This window comes from Pseudomonas sp. UBT (assembly GCF_050915955.1).
GTDB lineage: Bacteria > Pseudomonadota > Gammaproteobacteria > Pseudomonadales > Pseudomonadaceae > Aquipseudomonas > Aquipseudomonas antarctica_A.
This window is the reverse complement of the sequence record NZ_CP168079.1, coordinates 4,338,439-4,357,002: the sequence shown is the minus strand read 5'-3', so window position 1 is coordinate 4,357,002 and position 18,564 is coordinate 4,338,439. Positions and strand designations below refer to the sequence as shown.

16 protein-coding genes and 2 pseudogenes are annotated in these 18,564 nt (G+C 58.9%); 8 read left to right on the top strand and 10 right to left on the bottom strand.

Annotated features, from left to right (window positions below):
* Positions 1-38: 38 nt before the first annotated feature.
* Together ACDZ94_RS19975 and ACDZ94_RS19970 are read right to left on the bottom strand one after the other, a co-directional pair.
* Positions 39-1,433 carry an ATP-binding protein gene (locus tag ACDZ94_RS19975; RefSeq protein ID WP_432750660.1) on the bottom strand — a complete coding sequence of 465 codons (1,395 nt, stop codon included), beginning with the start codon at positions 1,431-1,433 and terminating at the stop codon, positions 39-41.
* Entirely contained in the window at positions 1,411-2,103 is a 693-nt protein-coding gene (locus ACDZ94_RS19970) for a response regulator transcription factor (RefSeq protein WP_193040024.1), read from the bottom strand. Before ACDZ94_RS19970 ends, ACDZ94_RS19975 begins: the two co-directional genes overlap by 23 nt.
* Positions 2,104-2,220: 117 nt before the next feature.
* Between ACDZ94_RS19970 and ACDZ94_RS19965 the strand changes: the two genes are divergently transcribed.
* From ACDZ94_RS19965 to ACDZ94_RS19945, 5 genes and pseudogenes are all read left to right on the top strand, one after another.
* The gene (locus tag ACDZ94_RS19965) at positions 2,221-2,910 is read left to right on the top strand and encodes a response regulator transcription factor (RefSeq protein WP_428553109.1); all 690 of its coding nucleotides are present in this window, start codon (positions 2,221-2,223) and stop codon (positions 2,908-2,910) included.
* Between the two features lie 103 nt (positions 2,911-3,013).
* Positions 3,014-4,432: an efflux transporter outer membrane subunit gene (locus tag ACDZ94_RS19960; protein WP_432750659.1), complete on the top strand. Its 1,419-nt coding sequence runs from the start codon at positions 3,014-3,016 to the stop codon at positions 4,430-4,432.
* On the top strand, positions 4,429-5,595 hold the full coding sequence (locus ACDZ94_RS19955; RefSeq protein ID WP_432750658.1) for an efflux RND transporter periplasmic adaptor subunit: 1,167 nt from the start codon (positions 4,429-4,431) through the stop codon (positions 5,593-5,595). The genes ACDZ94_RS19960 and ACDZ94_RS19955 overlap by 4 nt, the downstream gene beginning before the upstream one ends.
* The gene (locus ACDZ94_RS19950) at positions 5,592-8,669 is read left to right on the top strand and encodes an efflux RND transporter permease subunit (RefSeq protein ID WP_432750657.1); all 3,078 of its coding nucleotides are present in this window, start codon (positions 5,592-5,594) and stop codon (positions 8,667-8,669) included. Before ACDZ94_RS19955 ends, ACDZ94_RS19950 begins: the two co-directional genes overlap by 4 nt.
* A 338-nt stretch (positions 8,670-9,007) precedes the next feature.
* Positions 9,008-9,111, top strand: a pseudogene (locus ACDZ94_RS19945) (lysis protein); the annotation flags it as partial.
* 145 nt (positions 9,112-9,256) lie between these two features.
* On the opposite strand, the gene ACDZ94_RS19940 reads toward ACDZ94_RS19945, so the two are convergent.
* The 3 genes from ACDZ94_RS19940 to ACDZ94_RS19930 all read right to left on the bottom strand — a co-directional run bounded on the left by ACDZ94_RS19940 (position 9,257) and on the right by ACDZ94_RS19930 (position 10,496).
* Positions 9,257-9,586 carry a hypothetical protein gene (locus ACDZ94_RS19940; RefSeq protein ID WP_432750656.1) on the bottom strand — a complete coding sequence of 110 codons (330 nt, stop codon included), beginning with the start codon at positions 9,584-9,586 and terminating at the stop codon, positions 9,257-9,259.
* A gap of 79 nt (positions 9,587-9,665) precedes the next feature.
* Positions 9,666-9,875: a hypothetical protein gene (locus tag ACDZ94_RS19935; protein WP_432750655.1), complete on the bottom strand. Its 210-nt coding sequence runs from the start codon at positions 9,873-9,875 to the stop codon at positions 9,666-9,668.
* Positions 9,876-10,271: 396 nt separating this feature from the next.
* A complete protein-coding gene (locus tag ACDZ94_RS19930) occupies positions 10,272-10,496 on the bottom strand; it encodes a hypothetical protein (RefSeq protein ID WP_221295018.1) in 225 nt (74 codons plus the stop codon).
* Between the two features lie 366 nt (positions 10,497-10,862).
* Here ACDZ94_RS19930 and ACDZ94_RS19925 point away from each other — a divergent pair.
* Both ACDZ94_RS19925 and ACDZ94_RS19920 read left to right on the top strand, forming a co-directional pair.
* A pseudogene (locus ACDZ94_RS19925) lies at positions 10,863-11,078 on the top strand (hypothetical protein); the annotation flags it as partial.
* Between the two features lie 121 nt (positions 11,079-11,199).
* On the top strand, positions 11,200-11,658 hold the full coding sequence (locus ACDZ94_RS19920; protein WP_064452848.1) for an Hsp20 family protein: 459 nt from the start codon (positions 11,200-11,202) through the stop codon (positions 11,656-11,658).
* A 158-nt stretch (positions 11,659-11,816) separates the two neighbouring features.
* Here the strand turns inward: ACDZ94_RS19920 and ACDZ94_RS19915 are convergent, their stop codons facing one another.
* Both ACDZ94_RS19915 and ACDZ94_RS19910 read right to left on the bottom strand, forming a co-directional pair.
* A complete protein-coding gene (locus tag ACDZ94_RS19915) occupies positions 11,817-12,377 on the bottom strand; it encodes a fasciclin domain-containing protein (protein WP_064452847.1) in 561 nt (186 codons plus the stop codon).
* A gap of 191 nt (positions 12,378-12,568) precedes the next feature.
* Entirely contained in the window at positions 12,569-13,093 is a 525-nt protein-coding gene (locus ACDZ94_RS19910; RefSeq protein WP_432750654.1) for a GNAT family N-acetyltransferase, read from the bottom strand.
* A 992-nt stretch (positions 13,094-14,085) separates the two neighbouring features.
* On the opposite strand from ACDZ94_RS19910, the gene ACDZ94_RS19905 reads away from it, so the two are divergent.
* Entirely contained in the window at positions 14,086-14,391 is a 306-nt protein-coding gene (locus ACDZ94_RS19905; protein WP_082895910.1) for a putative quinol monooxygenase, read from the top strand.
* A gap of 8 nt (positions 14,392-14,399) precedes the next feature.
* Here the strand turns inward: ACDZ94_RS19905 and ACDZ94_RS19900 are convergent, their stop codons facing one another.
* Genes ACDZ94_RS19900 through ACDZ94_RS19890 form a run of 3 tightly spaced genes read right to left on the bottom strand, consistent with a single transcriptional unit; the run spans position 14,400 to position 18,559 of the window.
* On the bottom strand, positions 14,400-15,449 hold the full coding sequence (locus ACDZ94_RS19900; protein WP_221295016.1) for a hypothetical protein: 1,050 nt from the start codon (positions 15,447-15,449) through the stop codon (positions 14,400-14,402).
* A gap of 11 nt (positions 15,450-15,460) precedes the next feature.
* Positions 15,461-17,269, bottom strand: a complete 1,809-nt coding sequence (locus tag ACDZ94_RS19895) for a hypothetical protein (RefSeq protein WP_064452843.1) — start codon at positions 17,267-17,269, stop codon at positions 15,461-15,463.
* Positions 17,270-17,272: 3 nt separating this feature from the next.
* Positions 17,273-18,559 (bottom strand): hypothetical protein, encoded by a 1,287-nt coding sequence (locus ACDZ94_RS19890; protein ID WP_221295015.1) that lies wholly within the window; start codon positions 18,557-18,559, stop codon positions 17,273-17,275.
* Between the last annotated feature and the right edge of the window lie 5 nt (positions 18,560-18,564).

Genomic DNA, 18,564 nt, shown 5'->3' with positions numbered 1-18,564 from the left:
TGTTTCGGCTCACGCTCAGCCAAACCCCAAAAACCTGATCAGACAATGCCAAGTGACGCGGATGGCCCCGTCGACCCCGTCTTGCCAAGCAGTTCGATGCGACAGCCAGGCGCCGCATCACTGACTGTCAGCTTGAGGTCGTGTAGGCGCGCAACGGCGGTGACCATGCTTAACCCCAAGCCATTACCCGGTGTGTTTCGGCTCGCTTCGGCACGGTACAACCGACGAAACACGGCTTCGCGCTCACCTTCGGCAATGCCCGGTCCGTTGTCTGTGACACAAATTCCGACCGACCCAAGATTGGCGATTACGGTCAGGTTGACTTGGCTATCGTCGGGACAGAACTTGATGGCGTTATCCAGCAGATTGCAGAGCGCATCAAATAATAACTGTGCGTCTCCGGCGATGACGGCAGGACCCTGACTTTTATTGAGCGTGAGGCTGATGCCACGTTCTTCTGCCAACGGCTCATAGAGTTCGGTGGCGTCGGCACTGATCAGGTTCAGATCCAGCGGCGCGAAGTGACTGCGGCGGGCGCTGTTTTCGATTTCCGAGATACGCAGCAACGCCTTGAAGGTCAGAAGCAGTGCCTTGGCTTCGACCAGTGCCGCGTCGATGCTGGCGGCATATTGTGCTTCATCGAGACCGCGGCGCTGGGTGCGCTCCAGCCCGGCGATCAACCGAGTCAGAGGGGTGCGCAGGTCGTGAGCGATGTCGTCGCACACTCCTTTGACCTCGTTCATCAAGCGTTCCAGCTCATCGAGCATGCCGTTGACCACGGAGGCGAGGCGGTCGATGTCGTCGTTGTTGCCCTGGATGGGCAAGCGGCCGGTCAATTCGCCTTCGATGATCCCCTTAATCGAGCTACTGACCTTGTCCAGGCGTCGGTGGGCCGAGTAACCCAGTACAACCGCGCCAAACAGGCCGACCACCAGCAGCAGCACGCCACCGGAAACCAATGCCTTGATCAGCAGTTCGTCAAATTCGCGTATGTCGTGGATGTCCTGGGCTACCAGCAAGGTCTTGCCGTCGGCCAAGTGATGGACAATGAAGCGTATCGGGCGCTGATGACCGCTGGGCTTGCGCCAATCGAACTCCTGAGGTTTGTCGTAGGAGGAGAAGGGCGGCAATTTCTGGATGGCCCCGGCGATAAACTGGCCTTGTGCGTCGAACAGGCTCTGGGGAACGCGCGCTTCGGTATCCTGCTCGGCGTGATTGCGGATTTCCCTGAGTTGTAACTCGGTATCCTGTGCACTGCGGGTTTCTACTTGGCGATACAGCGCGGTATCCGCTTCGGCTTTCAGGTAGAACGCTGTTTGCCAATAGACATAGCCGAACAGTGCGAGAAACGAACAGCCGAACAGTCCGAGAAACAGCAGGCCGGTGCGAAAACTGATGGTCCGCGGAATCTCACTCAGGCGAACGGAGGACATAACCGGCTCCACGAATGGTATGGATCATCGACGGTTCGTTTTCGTCGTCGATCTTGCGTCGCAAACGGCCCATGTGGACTTCGATGACGTTGGTGCGCTCATCGTAGGCGTAGTTCCAGACCGCTTCGAATAGCATGGTGCGGGTGACCACTTGCCCTGCATGGCGCATCAAGTGTTCCAGCAACGCGTACTCACGGGGCACCAGATCAATGACACTGTCACCACGCCGGACCACCCGGCTCAACAGGTCGACCTCCAGATTGCCGACCCGCAAGCGTGTTTCACGAGCTTCGGAGACCGGTTCGGCGCGGCGACGGTTCAACGCATCCAGCCGTGCGGTGAGCTCGATGAATTCGAAGGGTTTGGTCAGGTAATCATCACCGCCTGCGCGCAGGCCGCGAACCCTTTCGTCCAGCGCACTCAAGGCGCTGAGTATCAGCACCGGGGTGCTCACGCTTGCCGCCCGTAATGCGGTCAGTACGCCAAGTCCATCGAGGCCGCCGGGTAGCATGCGATCCAGGACGATCAGATCGAACGGTTCACTCAGGGCCTTGAGCAGACCTTCGCGACCATTGTGGACGCAGCTCACGGTGAAGCCGTGGTCACAAAGCGCCGCTTCGATTTCGCGGCAGGTAAGCAAGTCGTCTTCGACGACTAGAACATGGGTCATGGCAGATGAACCGCTCACATAATCGGGCAGAGATGGCATAGTGTGACAAAGCCTGCGGCTATGCCACGTTCCCGCCAGGTAAATAAAAGTTTAGGTTGGATTTCTGGAGGCGGTACCTTGCGCATTCTTGTGGTTGAAGATGACGCCCAGACCGCGGCTTACCTGTTACGTGGGTTGAGCGAAAGTGGTCACATCGTCGATATCGCCAGCGATGGCAATAGTGGGCTGGGCATGGCCCTGGAGCAAATCCATGATGCGCTGATCGTCGACCGCCGCTTGCCCGGCCTCGACGGTGTTGGCCTGGTCAAGGCTCTGCGAGCGCAACAGTTGCGGGTGCCGATCCTGATGCTCAGTGCGCAGGCGTCCACCACCGACAAGGTTGAAGGCCTGCAGGCCGGTTGCGATGATTATCTGGCCAAGCCTTACGCGTTCGCCGAAGTACTGGCGCGGCTCGATGCTTTGCTGCGCGGGCGCGAACAGACGACGAGGCCCGCGCGTCAGTTGCAAGTCGGTGAGCTGCAACTCGACTGCGCCACACGCACCGCAGTCCGTCAGGGCCGAGTCATTGCCTTGCAGCATCGCGAGGCGCTTTTGCTGGAGAAGCTCATGCGCCACAGCGGTCAGGTGGTGACCCGCGACATGCTGCTCGACAGCGCCTGGGACTACTCTTTCGACCCTAACGACAACGTCATCGATAAACATATCCATCGCTTGCGGCGCAAACTCGATGAAGGTTTCGACTATTCGCTGATCAAGACCATTCCCGGTGCCGGCTACAGCTTTCAGGAGACGCCGGAGCAAGGCTAAACAAAAGTTTATCTGCCGACGAACGCTCTGGAAGGCACTCCTCGCTATCTTCTGCCCATTCGTGGATTGCTCCACACAGGATTTAGCGGGGGATGGCTTGCCCATGTCGGTAACAACTTTGGTGGCACGCCGCAGGCGGGTTACGTGTCTTTCATCCGTGGCGTTGACGTTGTTCGGCATGCTCATGCTTGACGGCTGCTCAATGGTGCCGCAGTACCAGCAACCCGAGTTGCCCCTGGCGCAACAGTTCAATGGTCCGACAGACAGCTCGGCGGCTGAGGGCGGCCAGTGGTGGCGCGAGTTTCGCAGCGCCGAACTCGACTCATTGATCGCCCGGGGCCGGGCCTCCAACTACACCCTCAAGGCGGCGGTCAGCCGCATCGATGAAGCCCGCGCTTCGGCGCAGGTGGCCGGGGCGGCGCAATATCCGGCGCTGAATCTGGGAGGCAATTACCAGCGACAGAACAATTACGGCTCCACGGAAAAACGTAGCGTATTTGCCGAAGCCACCTATGAAGTGGATTTCTGGGGCAAACAGCGCGCTGCCGCTGACTCCGCTGATGCGTTGGCCAATGCCACAGTATTTGATGCGCAAACCCTGCGCATGAGCCTGAGTGCGAGCATTGCCGACCGCTACTTTGAGGTACTGTCCCTGGAGGACCGGCTGCGTCTGGCCCAATCCATTGCCGACGATGCGCGACAGGTGCTGGATTTGGTGGAAGTCCAGGCCAGTCAGGGCGCCGTGTCGAATCTGGAAGTCGCCCAGCAGCGCAATGCCATGCAGACCTTTGAAGCGGCGATGCCGACCCTGCGGCAACAACGGGACCTGGCGCTCTACCAACTGGCCGTTTTGGTGGGGGCACAGCCCGAGGGCTTTCATCTGCAAGGAAACGGGCTGAAAACCCTGCAAGTGCCGCAGCCTTCGACTGGCCTGCCGATTGGTTTGTTGCGTCAGCGCCCAGACATCCAGGCCGCCGAAGCACGGCTGAAATCCGCCAATTTCGACGTGGGCGTGGCCCGCGCCGCGTTTTTACCGAACCTGTCCCTGGACCTGCTAGGTGGCATCGATACGCTCGCCGGCGGCCAGATCTGGAGCGTCATCGGCACGCTCAGCCAACCGGTGATTGCCGGCGGTCAGCTCAAGGGTCAACTGCATTTCGATCAGGCCCATGTCCAGGAGCTGGCATCGAGCTATCGCGAGTCGATCATCGAAGCGCTGCAGGATGTTGAAACCCAGCTTAGTGCGGCCCGCGAACTCGATAAAAGCTACGTCCTGAACCAGTCCGCCGTGGACTCTGCCCGCGAAGCCGCACGTCTGGCGCAGGTTCGCTACCGACTCGGCTCGACCGATTTCCAGACACTGCTGATCGTCGAACGTACCCAATACCAGGCCGAAGACACGCTGTTACAGGTACGCCTCCAGCATTTGCAGGCCGCCGTCGGCCTGTTCCGCGCCTTGGGCGGGGATTTCTCGCCGAACACCCTTACTTCCAGTTCTTCTGCTCAGGTTGCTCACCCATGAATGCCTTGAACCCACGTCGTCGCGTTATGTTCGCAGGGGGAGTGGTGCTCTCGCTGGCCGCTCTCATCGGCGGCTTTCAATGGAACCGTCAAGCCCATGCCGCACCGGTGCAGGTCGATGCCGGCGCCGTGCCGGTGCAGATGAGCCAGGTCAGCCGCCAGGACCTGCCCGTCTGGATCAGCGCCATCGGTAACGTACAGCCGCTCAACAGCGTGAATGTGCGGGTTAGGGTGGACGGTGAGCTGCAAAAAGTCCTGTTCAACGAAGGGCAGACTGTCACCGCTGGCAGCTTGCTGGCGGTCATCGACCCGCGGGTTTTTCAGGCACAGGTAGCCCAGGCACAGGCCTTGGTGGCCAAGGATCAAGCGCAACTGGCTAACCTGAAGGTTAACCTGGACCGGGCCGGCAAACTGGCCGCCGCCAAGGCCGGGCCGGCCCAGGACGTCGACACCTACCGCGCCCAACTGGCCGCCCAGCAGGCCACCTTACAGGCCGATCAAGCGGGATTGGATGTGGCGCGCCTGCAACTGGAGTTCACCCAGGTTAAGGCACCGTTGACCGGTCGTACCGGCCAGCGCCTGCTGGACGTCGGAGCGATTGCCCACGGCGCCGAAGCCACTGGGTTGGTGACCATTACCCAGATGAACCCGATTTCCGTGGCCTTCGCCGTATCTCAGGACGAACTGGCGGAAATTCTCGAAGAAAACGCCAAAGGCGCATTGCAGGTGGTGGCGATGACCCGCGATGGAAAACAGGAAATCGCCCGCGGCCATTTGAGTTTTATCGACAGTCAGGTCACCGCCGCCAGTGGCCAGATTCAGCTCAAGGCGCAATTCGACAATGGCGCTGCGAAACTCTGGCCGGGCGAGTTGGTGAGCGCGCGGTTGCTGGTGCAGACGCATAAGGACGTGGCCGTGGTTCCGGCTGAAGCGGTGCAGTTGGGACGTCAGGGTAACTTCGTCTATGTGGTGGATGCTGATCAACGGGTGCAACCGCGTCTGGTCGATGCCGCCACGGTCGTCGATGGCAAGCAGTGGATTCGCCAGGGTCTGACGGCCGGTGAAACCGTGGTGGTGCAGGGCCAGTCCCGCGTCGCGCCGGGGCTGAAGGTCACGCCGGTCAAGGCCAACACCACCGCCGATTTGGCGGAGGCCGCCCGATGAATGTGCTGGCCGGATTGATTCAACGGCGCGTGGGGCTGAGTCTGCTGGCCATCGGGGTCTTGCTGCTCGGTACCTTTGCTTACTTTCATCTGCCTGTGGCGCCGCTGCCGACGGTGGATTTTCCGACCATTCAGGTCACCGCCAAACTCTCCGGGGCAAGCGCCGAAACCATGGCGTCTTCGGTGGCGACGCCCTTGGAACGCGCTTTTGCGGCCGTGCCGCAAGTGACGTCGATGACCTCGTCGAGTGCGGCGGGTAAAACCCAGGTGGTACTGCAATTCGATCTGTCGCGAGACATCGATGGGGCAGCGCAGGATGTGCAAACAGCGATCAACACAGCCACGCCGAATCTGCCCAAGACCATGTCCAGCGCACCGACCTTTAACAAGGTCAATCCGGCCGAAGGTACAGTGATGTCGCTTGCCGTGACGTCACCCGTGCGCACGTTGCCAGAGCTGGATCGCTACGCCGACAACTACATTGCCCAGCGCTTGTCGCAAACGCCCGGTGTCGGCCTGGTGGATTTTCACGGAGAACAGAAACCGGCGGTGCGGGTACAGATCGATCCCGATGCGCTGGCCGCTCGCGGCCTGACCCTGGAGGATGTGCGCAGTGTGATCGGCGTCAGCACCCTTGATCAGCCCAAGGGCACCCTCGATGGCCAAAGCCGTTCGATCACCCTTGGTGCGACCGATCAATTGCTGGACCCACAGCACTATCGTGATCAGGTTATCGCCTATAAGAGCGGCATGCCGATCAAGCTCGGTGACCTGGGGCGGGTGATTGCCGGCGCCGAGGACACGCAACAAGCTGCGCAATTGGGTGCCGAGCCAACGGTTATCGTCGACATCCACAAACAGCCTGGTTTCAACCTGTTGTCGACCATCGCCACCATCAAGGCCAAGCTGCCCGAACTGACCGCCTCGTTGCCGCGAGACGTACAGGTACAGGTGGTTGGTGACCGCACCCAGACCATCGAAGCCTCGGTCAACGACATGCAGTTCACCTTGCTGCTGTCGATTGCGCTGGTGGTCGTGGTGATCTTTGTGTTTCTGCGCAAAGCCACGGCAACGCTGATTCCCAGCCTGACCATCCCGCTGTCTCTGGTGGCCACGTTCGGGGTGATGTACTTGTTAGGCTATAGCCTCGACAACCTGTCGATCATGGGCCTGGCGATTGCCGTAGGGTTTGTGGTGGACGATGCCATCGTGGTCATGGAAAACATTGTCCGGCATCTGGAAATGGGCAAGTCGCGCCTGCAATCGGCGGTCGATGGTTTGCGCGAGGTGGCGTTTACCATTGTCTCGATGACGGTGTCGCTGATCGCGGTGTTCCTTCCGATCCTGTTGATGTCCGGCATTGTCGGGCGCTTGATGCGTGAGTTTGCGGTGACCGTCAGCGTCGCGATTATCATGTCCGGCATCGTTTCCCTGACCATCACACCCATGCTCTGTGCGTGGCTGCTCAAACCCCATGCCTATCATGAAGAGGGGCGCTTTGCCCAGGCTTGCGAGCGGGTGTTCGAAGGCCTGCACAACGGTTATCGCCGTAGCCTGGATTGGGTGCTGGACCATCAGCGCATCACCATGGCGGTGGCCATCGCAACAATGGTGGCGACGGCGGTGCTGTATGTCGGCATCCCCAAGGGCTTCTTCCCGCAACAGGACAACGGCTTGATCCAAGGTGTGGCCGAAGCAGCGGCTGATATTTCACCCATCGCGATGCGTGCACAGGTCAACCGCGCTGCCGCCATCATCGGCCAGGACCCGGCGGTGGCCCGGGTGTATTTCTGGATCGGCCCGAATCCGACTGTGAGCCAGGGCAAGGTGATGATCAACCTGAAGCCGTTCAGCGAGCGCACCGCCAGCGCCGCCGAAGTTATCCGTCGCCTGCAACCGGCGCTCGACCGGTTATCCGGAGTCAAAGTGTTCATGCAGGCCAACCAGGACATCCAGATTGGTGGTCGTGCCAGCAAGACCCAATACCAGTACACCCTGCAAGATCCGGACAGTGTCGAACTGGATCACTGGAGCGGTGTGCTGCTGGAGAAGCTCAAGAGTTTGCCGCAGTTGCAGCACGTAACGTCGGACCAGCAACAGGCCATCGCCCAATCGACCCTGGTGATCGACCGTTCCACCGCTGCACGGCTGGGCGTAACGGTGCAGGCCATCGACGACGTGCTGTACGACGCCTTCGGTCAGCGACAGATTGCGACGATGTTCACGCAGCTCGATCAGAACCACGTGATTCTTGAACTCGACCCGAGCTGGCAAACGTCCACCGCCACCCTTGAGCATTTATTTGTCCGCGCAAGTTCCGGCGCCCTGGTGCCGCTGAACCTGCTGGCCAGCGTCAAGACCGAACAAGTGCCGATCATCATCAACCACCAGGGTGTGTTCCCAGCCATTACCCTGTCGTTCGACCTCGCGCCCGGCAATGCCCTGAGTGAAGCGGTCACCGCGATCAATCAGGCGTCCCTGGCCGTAGCAATGCCCGACACCGTGCTGGGCAGTTTCCAGGGCACCGCCCAGGCCTTCCAGGACTCATTGAAGTCACAACCCTGGCTGATTCTAGCGGCGATCCTCACGGTCTACATCGTACTGGGTGTGCTGTACGAGAATGCGATTCACCCCCTGACCATCCTTTCGACTTTGCCTTCCGCCGGTTTCGGCGCACTGCTGGCATTGATGCTCTGCGGTCAGGATCTGTCGGTGCTGGGGATGATCGGCATCATTTTGCTGATCGGTATCGTCAAGAAGAACGCAATTATGATCGTCGATTTCACGTTGCAGGCCCAGCAGCGGGGTCTGTCGCCCCGGCAAGCGGTGCGCGAAGGTTGCCTAATGCGCTTACGGCCGATACTGATGACATCCCTGGCGGCTTTGCTCGGCGCGTTGCCTCTGGCGTTCGGGCACGGCGCCGGCTCCGAGTTGCGCCAGCCATTGGGCATTGCGATTGTCGGTGGCTTGGCGGTGTCGCAAATTCTGACGCTGTACACTACGCCGGTGGTCTATCTGTGGTTTGAACGCTGGCGTCGAAAAACACTGCTCAACAGCGCTGAGGTTCCGGTTTGAAACACTGGATCCTTGATATTTTTGGTGGGCTGTGTTCGTCGGCAGGACGCCGGGGAGGGGGGGCTGTCTAATACTGTCTGCCGCTAAGCCGGTTTTATTGACCTTAAAACCTCCCAAATAACGCTTGGGTTTTAGACAGTGGACCGCTGAAAGCCACGTAGTACGTGGTTTATGCACTCCTCCAGCCCAAGCTGATGCATCATCCAAGGCTGCCGCCGAGAACTGGCTGGGTTTAGGGCGTGCCCGGCATACTTCAGGGCTATTGCTCGGTAACTTTACTGAGTTCATCGTGAAGCCGCTGATTCTCCCTGAGCAGGTAGTCGCGCTGTTCGGCAACTGAGCCAGCGCATGCTCAAAGAATTATCGGCATTACAAACGATGGGATAACGCTGTGATCGCGCTGCGGGCTTGCCAGGCGTACGTTCGAGCAATTGCACACTGAGCGCACTGAACTACTCCCCTCTGGGGCGTTCGTATTGCGATCATTTCGATATTGACAGGGCACCATGGATAAGCGGCTTGCAGGTCTGTCATTTCTGCTTACCCTAGGTTGGGTAGTCACGGTTGTGGCTGTTATGTGGTATTTCTCAACGCCCTAGCGGTTTCAACTCGTTGAGCATCTTGCGCAACTGATCTGCGTCTTTCCGGTTCGCGCTAGCCGATATCTCCAGGTCGGCGATCTGCTTTCTCATCACTGACGCTTCCGCTCCGCGCAGTCGGAGATAGCCTGCGAACTCTTCTTTTTTCGCCTGAGCCTCAGTCAGCATCGTGACAAGGCCGAAGACGTCAGCGCGCGCTTTGCGCAGCAGCAGGTTCAGTTCCTGGATCTCGTTCTCCAGTAGCAGGCATTGCTGTTGGTACATTTCTAGAGGCGAGGGGAGCCCAAGCCACCCGCAGGTTTCTTCATCGATGTACATGGTGGGTAAATCCGAATACTGTATGTGAATACAGTAATCGAGGTTTTGCCGTTGCGCGATTTGGGGCGACGAGAGGCGGTCAGTCCGGCGTCATGAGGACTGCGAGGGTTAACTTGATGAACTCTTCGTTATCTTCGATGGTGTGCAGGGCGCCGCGCACATTCTCAGCCACGTCGGCAGAGCCGCGCTGCTCTACCCAGTTTGCTATTTCCACGATGGAAGCTTCAAGAGCCAACTGGTTTTCGTAAAGTTTGGAGAGCAGTGAAGGGAGTAGGTCGGAGTTTGGCATTGGCGTTCCTCTGGTGGAGTGAACAGCTTAGCAGCCGGTGTTATTTGGGGGGGGTAGTGTTCGGTCGGCAGGACGCCGGAAGAGGGTAAATCATTTCCGCAACTGTGCATGTGCCCTTTGATTTGCGGGGCTTACAGACCAGCAAAAAGCGTTCAATTGCGGAAACGATCCGTAGTTAAAGTATTGATTTGTATAGTTAACACGGCAGTCTTGAAAACCGGCGGACGTTAATAGCGTCTCCAGGGTTCGAATCCCTGGTTTCCCGCCAAGATTTACACGATAGCCTCGCGAAAGCGGGGCTTTTGCGTTTCTGGAGACTGGCTGACGCATTTCAGTTTTTTCGTGACGTTCCATAACTGTTGTGGAAGTGTTCCATAACTTTTCTATTTTGACGGTTTAGCAGTGGCGCCGAGCCTCCTGTAAACGCGCTTTGTGATTTTCCTGATTGCTATGCCCCAGCAGCAGGCTCGCATCGCCGATATCAACGGTTTCCGACGCCGCCTTGGGTCGAATATCTCGGAACTGAAACCCACTGATCTTTGCAGCCAGTGCTGGATCTCCTTGTTCGACAGGTTTCTCGCAAGCCATCTTGTGCGTCTTGTCCCAGCGCAAGCGCAGCATTCCCTTCGTCATCCTTTCCCATGCTTGTTGATGAGCAGATATTTTGAGGGGTGGGCGGCATTCCTTTCTGAAATTTCCCTAACCAATCTTCCAGGCTGTTTCCCCTTCCTACGTGCGCATCAGGATCCTGAGCTTCACCCTGTTTTCCCCTGCTTGACGAGGAAGTAGTCACGTCAATCCGCATGGCGATCACGTCAGCCGGACGCTGGCCGGTCAGGTAGCCCAGATCCATGGCTTCCCACAGTTCAGGTCCAGCCATCCCGTATACGCCATCCCACACAGTGGCGTTGGCATAGTAGTCGCGGGGTGTCTCTTTATTCTTACTGAGGCCCAAGCAGGGGTTCTCGCGCTCAGTGAGTCCCCATTCCAGTATTGCCCGGGAAAGAGCCAGGCGCCTTTCTGCTGCACCACCTGCACGGCAGGCCGTCCGAGATCATCGTCTAGGGTGGCCCCTGGCACGACCGCACGCGTCTGATCCTCAGGTACGCGGATGCGAAATGGACCAGTTTTGTCAATGGAAAGCTTCAGAGGCCATCAGCGGGGCCACCTGCCGAGAACCTCGTTAACCACGGCTTTGCCTAGGCATTGTAAAATTTTTTATCTGCCCTCTTGAAATTTTTTCCGTCGCACATAAATTTTTATCACGCGACGCCGAATGCGGGTCGCGCACTTAATCACTTGGATTTAATCAGGAGATTTAGAGATGGCTACTACCCTTTCGTTGGCCCCGCTGTTCCGTCAATCTGTGGGCTTCGATCGTTTCAATGACCTGTTTGAGTCGGCGCTTCGCAGCGAGGCTCCGAATACCTATCCGCCTCATAATGTGGAAAAGCATGGTGATGACGAATACCGTATTGTCATCGCAGTAGCTGGGCTCACTGAAGCGGATCTGGATATCCAGGTCGAGAAGGGGGTTTTGACAGTCGTTGGCGACAAGCGTGAAACCGGGAAAGAAGTAACTTATCTGCACCAGGGCATCGCGCAACGAGCATTCCGGTTGTCATTCCGTCTGGCGGATCACATTGAGGTTCGCGGTGCTTCGATGAACAACGGACTGTTGAGCATTGACTTGCTGCGCGTGATTCCTGAAGAAGCCAAACCGAAAAAAATCGCTATCGGTGGCGAAGCTACGCCCGAGCTGCGTCAGGTTGGCTTGCAGTAAGTTGGCGGTAAAAAAGGCGCTCTTAGTAGCGCCTTTTTTTGTGGCCTGGAGTGAAGGCTTAGCCCTATGTACAGAGCCTGCGAACCTCTGGAGCCGTTTCCTTGACATACACGTCCCAACACCCGGCAAGCGCTGCGCCTGCCGGGTGTGAAGAGCGTTTAAGGCATCAAGACCGAGTCGACAACGTGGATCACGCCGTTGGACTGCATCACGTCTGCGATGCTGATACCGGCTTTGCCGCCCTTGGCATCGACTACCCACAGTTTGCCGTCGTGCAGTTTGATATTCAGCGACTCGCCTTGAACGGTTTTCAGCACAACGGTGCCTCCGTTCTTTTTGGCGTCGGCCATCAGCTGTGCCGATGTGTGAGTGCCAGGCACAACATGGTAGGTGAGGATTTTAGTCAGGTCGGCTTTGTGTTCAGGCTTGACCAGCGTGTCGACGGTACCTGCCGGCAGCTTGGCAAAGGCTTCGTTTGTCGGTGCGAATACGGTGAAAGGCCCTTTACTGTTGAGCGTATCAACCAGTCCGGCGGCTTTGACTGCCGCAACGAGTGTTGTGTGGTCCTTTGAGTTGACCGCGTTTTCTACGATGGTTTTGCTGGGGTACATCGCTGCGCCTCCGACCATCACGGTGTCGGCGGCAAAGCTGAGCGTTGCGGTGACGGAGAGAATCGAGAAGCAGGCGGCTGCAGCAAGTTTTTTGTAAAAAGCGTGCATGATGTATCTCCTTGGCTCTTATGCCCTCCGAGTGAGGGTATTGAATCTACGAGCCAACGATCAAAGTGGATGCACCGGTTCATAAAATAATTTTTCAAGGACTGCGCGGGCCTGTTCAGGCCTGTGGGTTGCTGCCAATGATGTGCCATCCACACCAGGGCGCGCATAACAAAAAACGCACCCCTTCTTGCCTAGCTCAACCGGGTAAAGGGCAACCCATACCTCACCTCTACCAGTGCTGCACCGCCGCGCTGAAGATTACGCTCACTGCCTGTTTCCTCCACGCATCCGGCCCTGCGATAAAATCGGATAGCCCTTTCATTACCGGTCAACACCCAAAGCGTTAAGCGCTGATATCCCTGCTCAATCAAGCACTGCAAACCTGCTTTCCACAAGGCCAGCCCGACGCCGGTTTGCCAATGGCTGGCTAACACATAGATGGCCATGACCTCACCTGCGTTTCCCTCGGCGGCATCTTCGTCACGGCTGGCGCCGACTGATATCCAGCCAACGACCTGCTGGTTCAGCTCCGCGACCCATACGTTCGACTCGGCCGATTCAATCGAGCGAATCCAGGATGATTCACGCTGAGCCAGCGTTGCGTCCAACGCGTTCAAGTATTCGGTAGGCATCAGGTCGCGATACGCTTGCTGCCAACTGCTGATGTGCACCTGGGCGATGGCCTTTGCGTCGCTGGGTAATGCTTGACGAATCATTGATGAACTCCTTGTTCGGGCACTGAGCGCCCTTTAGTCAATCCAGTAAGCACGGCGATAAACAAACAGGTAATGACGCCCCTACGCAGCTGCGTTGGAAACCGCGATATCGCGGTTTTTTATTGCCTGGAGGAAAGCAGGGGCGAAGCGCGTGGTGTTGGCTTCGTCCAACCCCAAAGCACCAGCGTAGTCCAGCACAGTTTTCTGTCAGTTCGGTTACCGCAGGCGCGCTTTGACGGGCCTTGCAACTCAGTCGTTACGATAAACAACCCGTCTAGATCAATGGTTACAACGCAATTCAGGGTTGCCACAGGTGGTTTTGGCCGTTAACCTGAAAATGTATGAATTGTTACGAATAGTTTCGTGCATGACCTGTTTCGGGTCACGCGACTTCAGGATGAGGAACGAAAAATGTTTTCACACGAAGGTCCCGCAATAGAGCTGTTGCTGTTCATTTTTGGCTTGGCAGGCCTGCTTTTGGTCGTTTGGTTTTTTCACCACGGATACGAGCGAAAGAACGGGAAAGGCGTAAAAAAAACAACAAAATCGTAACGAAAGGCGCTCCGCGTAAGCGGTTGCTTACGATCAGGTCGGGCCGGGTTGGAGCAGTGGCTGGCTGCCATCATGAGAAGTGGCCAGGCTCCGAGCGGGGTGCGGACTGGCAGCAAGCGATGCTTGAATACGCCGTGTACCGTGTTCCAGCGAGCAAAATTTGCTCAGGCCTGACGGCTACGACTACAGCGCCGGTAAACACGTGCAGTGGGCTCATGATGCGAAGGTGATTGCAGCGCATAAAGCCACCGTTCACCGGACAAAGAAAAGCCCACGATGGGGGCGCGGGCTTAAAAGGTGTTCACTTAGGAGCTGGGTTAAGCCTAGGCGCTCAACTGTGAAAACCCTGTGAAATAAAAGTGCCTGTTACGTCTTTTGCCGCCCGCTCTTTGCTCACGTACTGTGCGGGTTCCCTATCCAGCCTATGCAACGGTGTTTTCATGTCAGATGAAGTTCGGCTTGTCGTGATTATCCATACCCAGCCCGGTAAAGGTTCGCAGCAGTTGGCCGCATTCGAAGGGCTGGCGCCCAAGGTCAGGGCCGAGCATGGCTGCCTGCAATATGATTTGCACCCGGTTGCGGGCAACCAAGACAGTTTTGTCCTGATCGAAACGTGGGCTTCCCAGGACGCACTGGATGCCCATCATCTGGCCGCTCATATGGTGGAAGCGGCCAGGCACAATCCCTCTTTTCGTGCCGGGCCCGCTACCGTTTTGATGTTAGACGCTGCGGTCTTGCCTGCATAAGGCGGCGTTCAGAGCTGCACCCAGCGTAACCGGCCACTCAATGGCACCACCGTGTTGTCGGGTGTGGGTATGCGCCGGCCGGCCAGCCCCATGCCTTCGCTCACTAACACCGCGCCTTGCACCACGCACAGGTTGGACGGCGTATCCAGCCCGCGCGCCAATACTTCGACCGGCCCGGTGTGCAGGTTGCAACGCAACAATCGCCCACTGAATCGAGTAAAACCGCCATGCAGCGGCTCGCCGCTCCAGTCCGGCGGCAAGGGTTGTTGCAGGTGGTTGCATAGCTCCAGCACCAGCAGGTTGCCCTGCGGGCACAGCGCCAGGCCCGTGGGCAATTGCAGGCCACGTATCACCACCTCAATCTGCCCGCTGGCCGGGTGCACTCGGACCACTTGGCCTGCGAAGTCGGCAAAGTCGATGCCCTTGCGCGCCGGGTCGCCGTGCAGCTCCCCGGAGAACAGGCTGATCAGCACCGCGTCTGTCTGCGGTTCATACACCAGGGTCACGGGGACGGCTTCCTGGCCCATGTCCAGTTCGGGCAGTTGCACCAGCACCTGTTCGTCCTGGCCGTCGCGAAACTCCACCAGTTGGTTGGTATCGGGCTTGACCGCCAGCCAACTGTTGCGGGTCGGGTGATAACACAGCGCATTCAAATTGCCACGGCTGTGAAACACCGGCTCGGGCGGGCTGTATTGCAGGTCGAGCAGTTTGGAGCCGCCGACATAATCGGTCTGGCTGGCCAGGCAACGGCCGCCGCCGCAGGCAATGTCCGACAACCCCATGATTTCATCACGCAGCATGCGCGCCTGCATGTTCATGGCGCGAAAGCCTTGTGCGAGGGTCTCGCTGGGCAGATAGGCACCGGGCTGCAACGGGTCGGGTCGTAGCCGACTGACGCGGCCGCTGAACGGCTGGTCCGCCAGGCCTGAGCCGGCCTCGGCCAGTAGCAGGCTGCCATCGGCTTGCACGCACACACCGCGTGGGTTGAGCAGGCTCTCGGCGATCAGTGTGCTGGGGCGCAGGTTTTCGATGGGCTGCGCCGGGATATGCAGGGTCATGGGCGTTGCTCCTATTGCGGCGGCTGCCACGGGCTGCCGGTGAGATAGGCGCGCAGCAGCGCCCGTTGGGCCGGCGACATCGAACGCACCACCGGCATGAACAGTGTGGTGCCTTTGTAGGCGTCCGAAGTGCGCGCGAGGATGGCGTTCTTCGCGCCCATGATCGCGTCGGGTTGGTTCAGCGGGATGTAGCGGGACATGGCGGGGAAGGCCAGGTAGTGAAAGCGCAGCACGTTCGGGTACATCTGCTGCCAGGTGATGATGCTGCCCTTGGGAATGCCGAAGTCGGTCTGGGCATATTTGCGCAAGTTGGTGAAGAAGGCGCCGTCGTCCACGCCATTGGCCGTGCAGGTCAGCGCGACAAAGCCTGCCTGGCTGGCGCTGCCGGGTTTGAGGGTGACCGGAAAACTCACCGTCTGTTGGCCGGCATTGACGGTCAGTGACGTCGGAAAGTTGAGGAAGTCGGTGTATTGCTTTTGATCATAAACCCCAGGTGCGCTGGCCCCCAGGCTGACCTTGGTGGCGTTGGGCACCGGCCCGCCCAGGTAGCTGACCTGTAACGTGATGGTCAGGCCATTGGGGTAATCCTCCAGATACACATTGCGCTGATCGGCGTATACCCGATAGGTCGATTCGGTCGCGTTGAGTTTTTGACCGTTCACCGGGTTGGGCGCGGTGATGTTCAACGCGGTGGTCTTAACGGCTTGCTGCTGGCTGGCATTGAGCGCCACGTCGACGATGCCGCCGTACACGTAGTAATTGACCAACGGGCTGGTGGTTGGGTTGAGGGTCATCAACGCGGCCGCGCCAGCGGAAATCGTCACCGGCCCGTAGTTCGCATTCGGCCCGATAGGGCTGGTGATGTCGTCCCGCACGGCCCGGAAGGTTTGCTTGGGGATGACGTTGACCATATCGAGGCTCAGCAAGCCATTGTTGCCCAGGGCCGCATAGGCGGCATTGCCCGTGACCTGGTTGACCAGTTGCCGACCTGGCTGGCAGCCCGACGGCTCGCCGGCAAACGCCGGGGCCAGGGTACCGATCACGCGGCCGATGCTTGGGTTGGGTGTGTATTTGCCCGCCGCGTAATCGGCGTCCAGTTGCGCGGTGGTCATCTGCGGGCACATCTCGAACATCACGAAACGCAGGACAATGCCGGTCGCCCCCGGGGCCTGGATGATCGCCTTGAGGCCGCTGCTGTTTTGGTTCCAACTGACGATGCTGCTCAGCGGGAAGGTCAGCTGGAACGTGCCGCTGGCATGGAACGAGCCCGGCGCGTCCATCTTTGCCGGGTCGAGCACACGGCCGGTCACGTCGAAACTGCTGCACACCGCATTGCAGCGGATCAGCAACTGGATATTGTCACTGCTGCCGATTTGCAGGCCGCCGACGAATATCTGTGTGGTGGTCGAGGCGCTGGGGTCGAGGTCTACCATCATCGGGCCGGACACCGGGCCTTGTCCGGTGACCGGGTCCACCGAGCCCAGCAGGTACACGGGCTGGCCGACCTGGTCGCCGGTGGTGCTGATGTTGCCCGGCGCACCTTGGGAACTGATCAAGGCGTTCTGCATGTCCACCACATGCTGGCCATAGTGGTTCCAGCCGCCAGCGGTGTAGTAGTTGCCGGCCGGCGCGTTGATCATGTTGTTCAACTGGTCATCGGTATACGGCTGCGCACCTGGCGCGAGGGTCGACGTGGTCAGGTCGAACAGCGGCCAGTTCGGGTTGCCGTTGAAGGGAATGGTCGGTGAGTTGTTCGGCAAACTCACGTCCGTGCGGATGCCGCCCCAGAAATTCAGTCGTGGTCCATTGAGGATGCTCATGGTCTATTCCTTGTCCGTGGCGTGTGGGGTGACAGGCGGATTGGCGAATTTGAACAGGTAGGAAAAGTCGGATTTGAACGGGCTCTTCACCGGTGTCGCCATGGAGTGGCAGTTCATGCAACTGCTGTTGGGCTGGATGTAGCTTTCCATGGTCACGTTGGCCGACAGCGCCGGTGTCGGTTGGCCCAGCGGGTTACTCGGGTTGTTCGGCATCAATGGGCGCTGGGTGGTGATGAGCTGGTAGTACTTCAATACGCTGCGTTGCAGGCCGGGGTTGGCCTGGTAATTGGCGTTCACCCAGCCTGTGGCATCGGCAATCGGTGTCACGCGGTTCAGTGGGTTCGGCGTCTGGAACGTAGTACCGGGTTTGGGCACGCAGACCAGTTGCGTGCCCTGGGTTTGCCAGTTGCACGGTGACTGGTTGAGCGTCGCAGCAGGCGCGAGCGGGTTGTAGTAGGAATAGGCGGTGCCGGCGACAGGCTGGTCGACCCATTGGCCATTGACCTTGGCCTTGGGCGGCACGTTTTCGATTTGCTCGAAGGTCGACCAGATCCACTGCGGGTAGCCATTGACCTTGGTGATGATATGCAGGCCCACCAGCCCGAGGTAAGCCTCGGTCACCCCGGTGCGTTGGCCCTGGTTATTGAAGGTGGCCACGCGCGCGAACTGCGTCAGGTAATGGCTGGCGTTGTCCTTGGGCGTAAGCATGCGCCAGCTCGATTTGATCTCGATGACCCCGTTGGGGAAGCTGATGTTGCTGGCTTTGGACACCACGTTGGCGTTGTAGAAATTGTTGCCCACGATGTAGTTATAGGAAGCCTGGTTGGCCGAGATGTCGTAGTAGGTCGGGTTGCCCGCCTGGTCGATCAACCAGCCGCCGACGGCCTGGTCGATGGAGTTGACCAGTGAGCTGTTCTTCAGCGCAGCGATGTTGATGATGCCCAGGCTGCGAGCGGTCAGCGGGCTGTTCCAAGGCCCTGGGTTGGCGGCTCCCGGCAGGAAGATTTCGCTGACGGTTTTGTAGGTCTGCCACACCGTGTAGCCGGCATCGCCCGGTTGTTTGTTGCAGTTGGGCGTGCCGCGTTGCCCGTCCTGGGCAGGCCAGTTCAAGGCGATAAACATCTGCCAGCTGTATTGATCGAACTGGTCCTGCGGGGCAGTGGCGGCGGGTGCGCTGCTGGGCGGCTGGCAATTGAGCTGCGTGGCCAGCGTCGACGCCTGAGGCGCCTCCCGGGCTTGGGCCGACAGGCTGACCAGCCCGAGTAACATCACACGGAATAACGTTTTCATGGCGA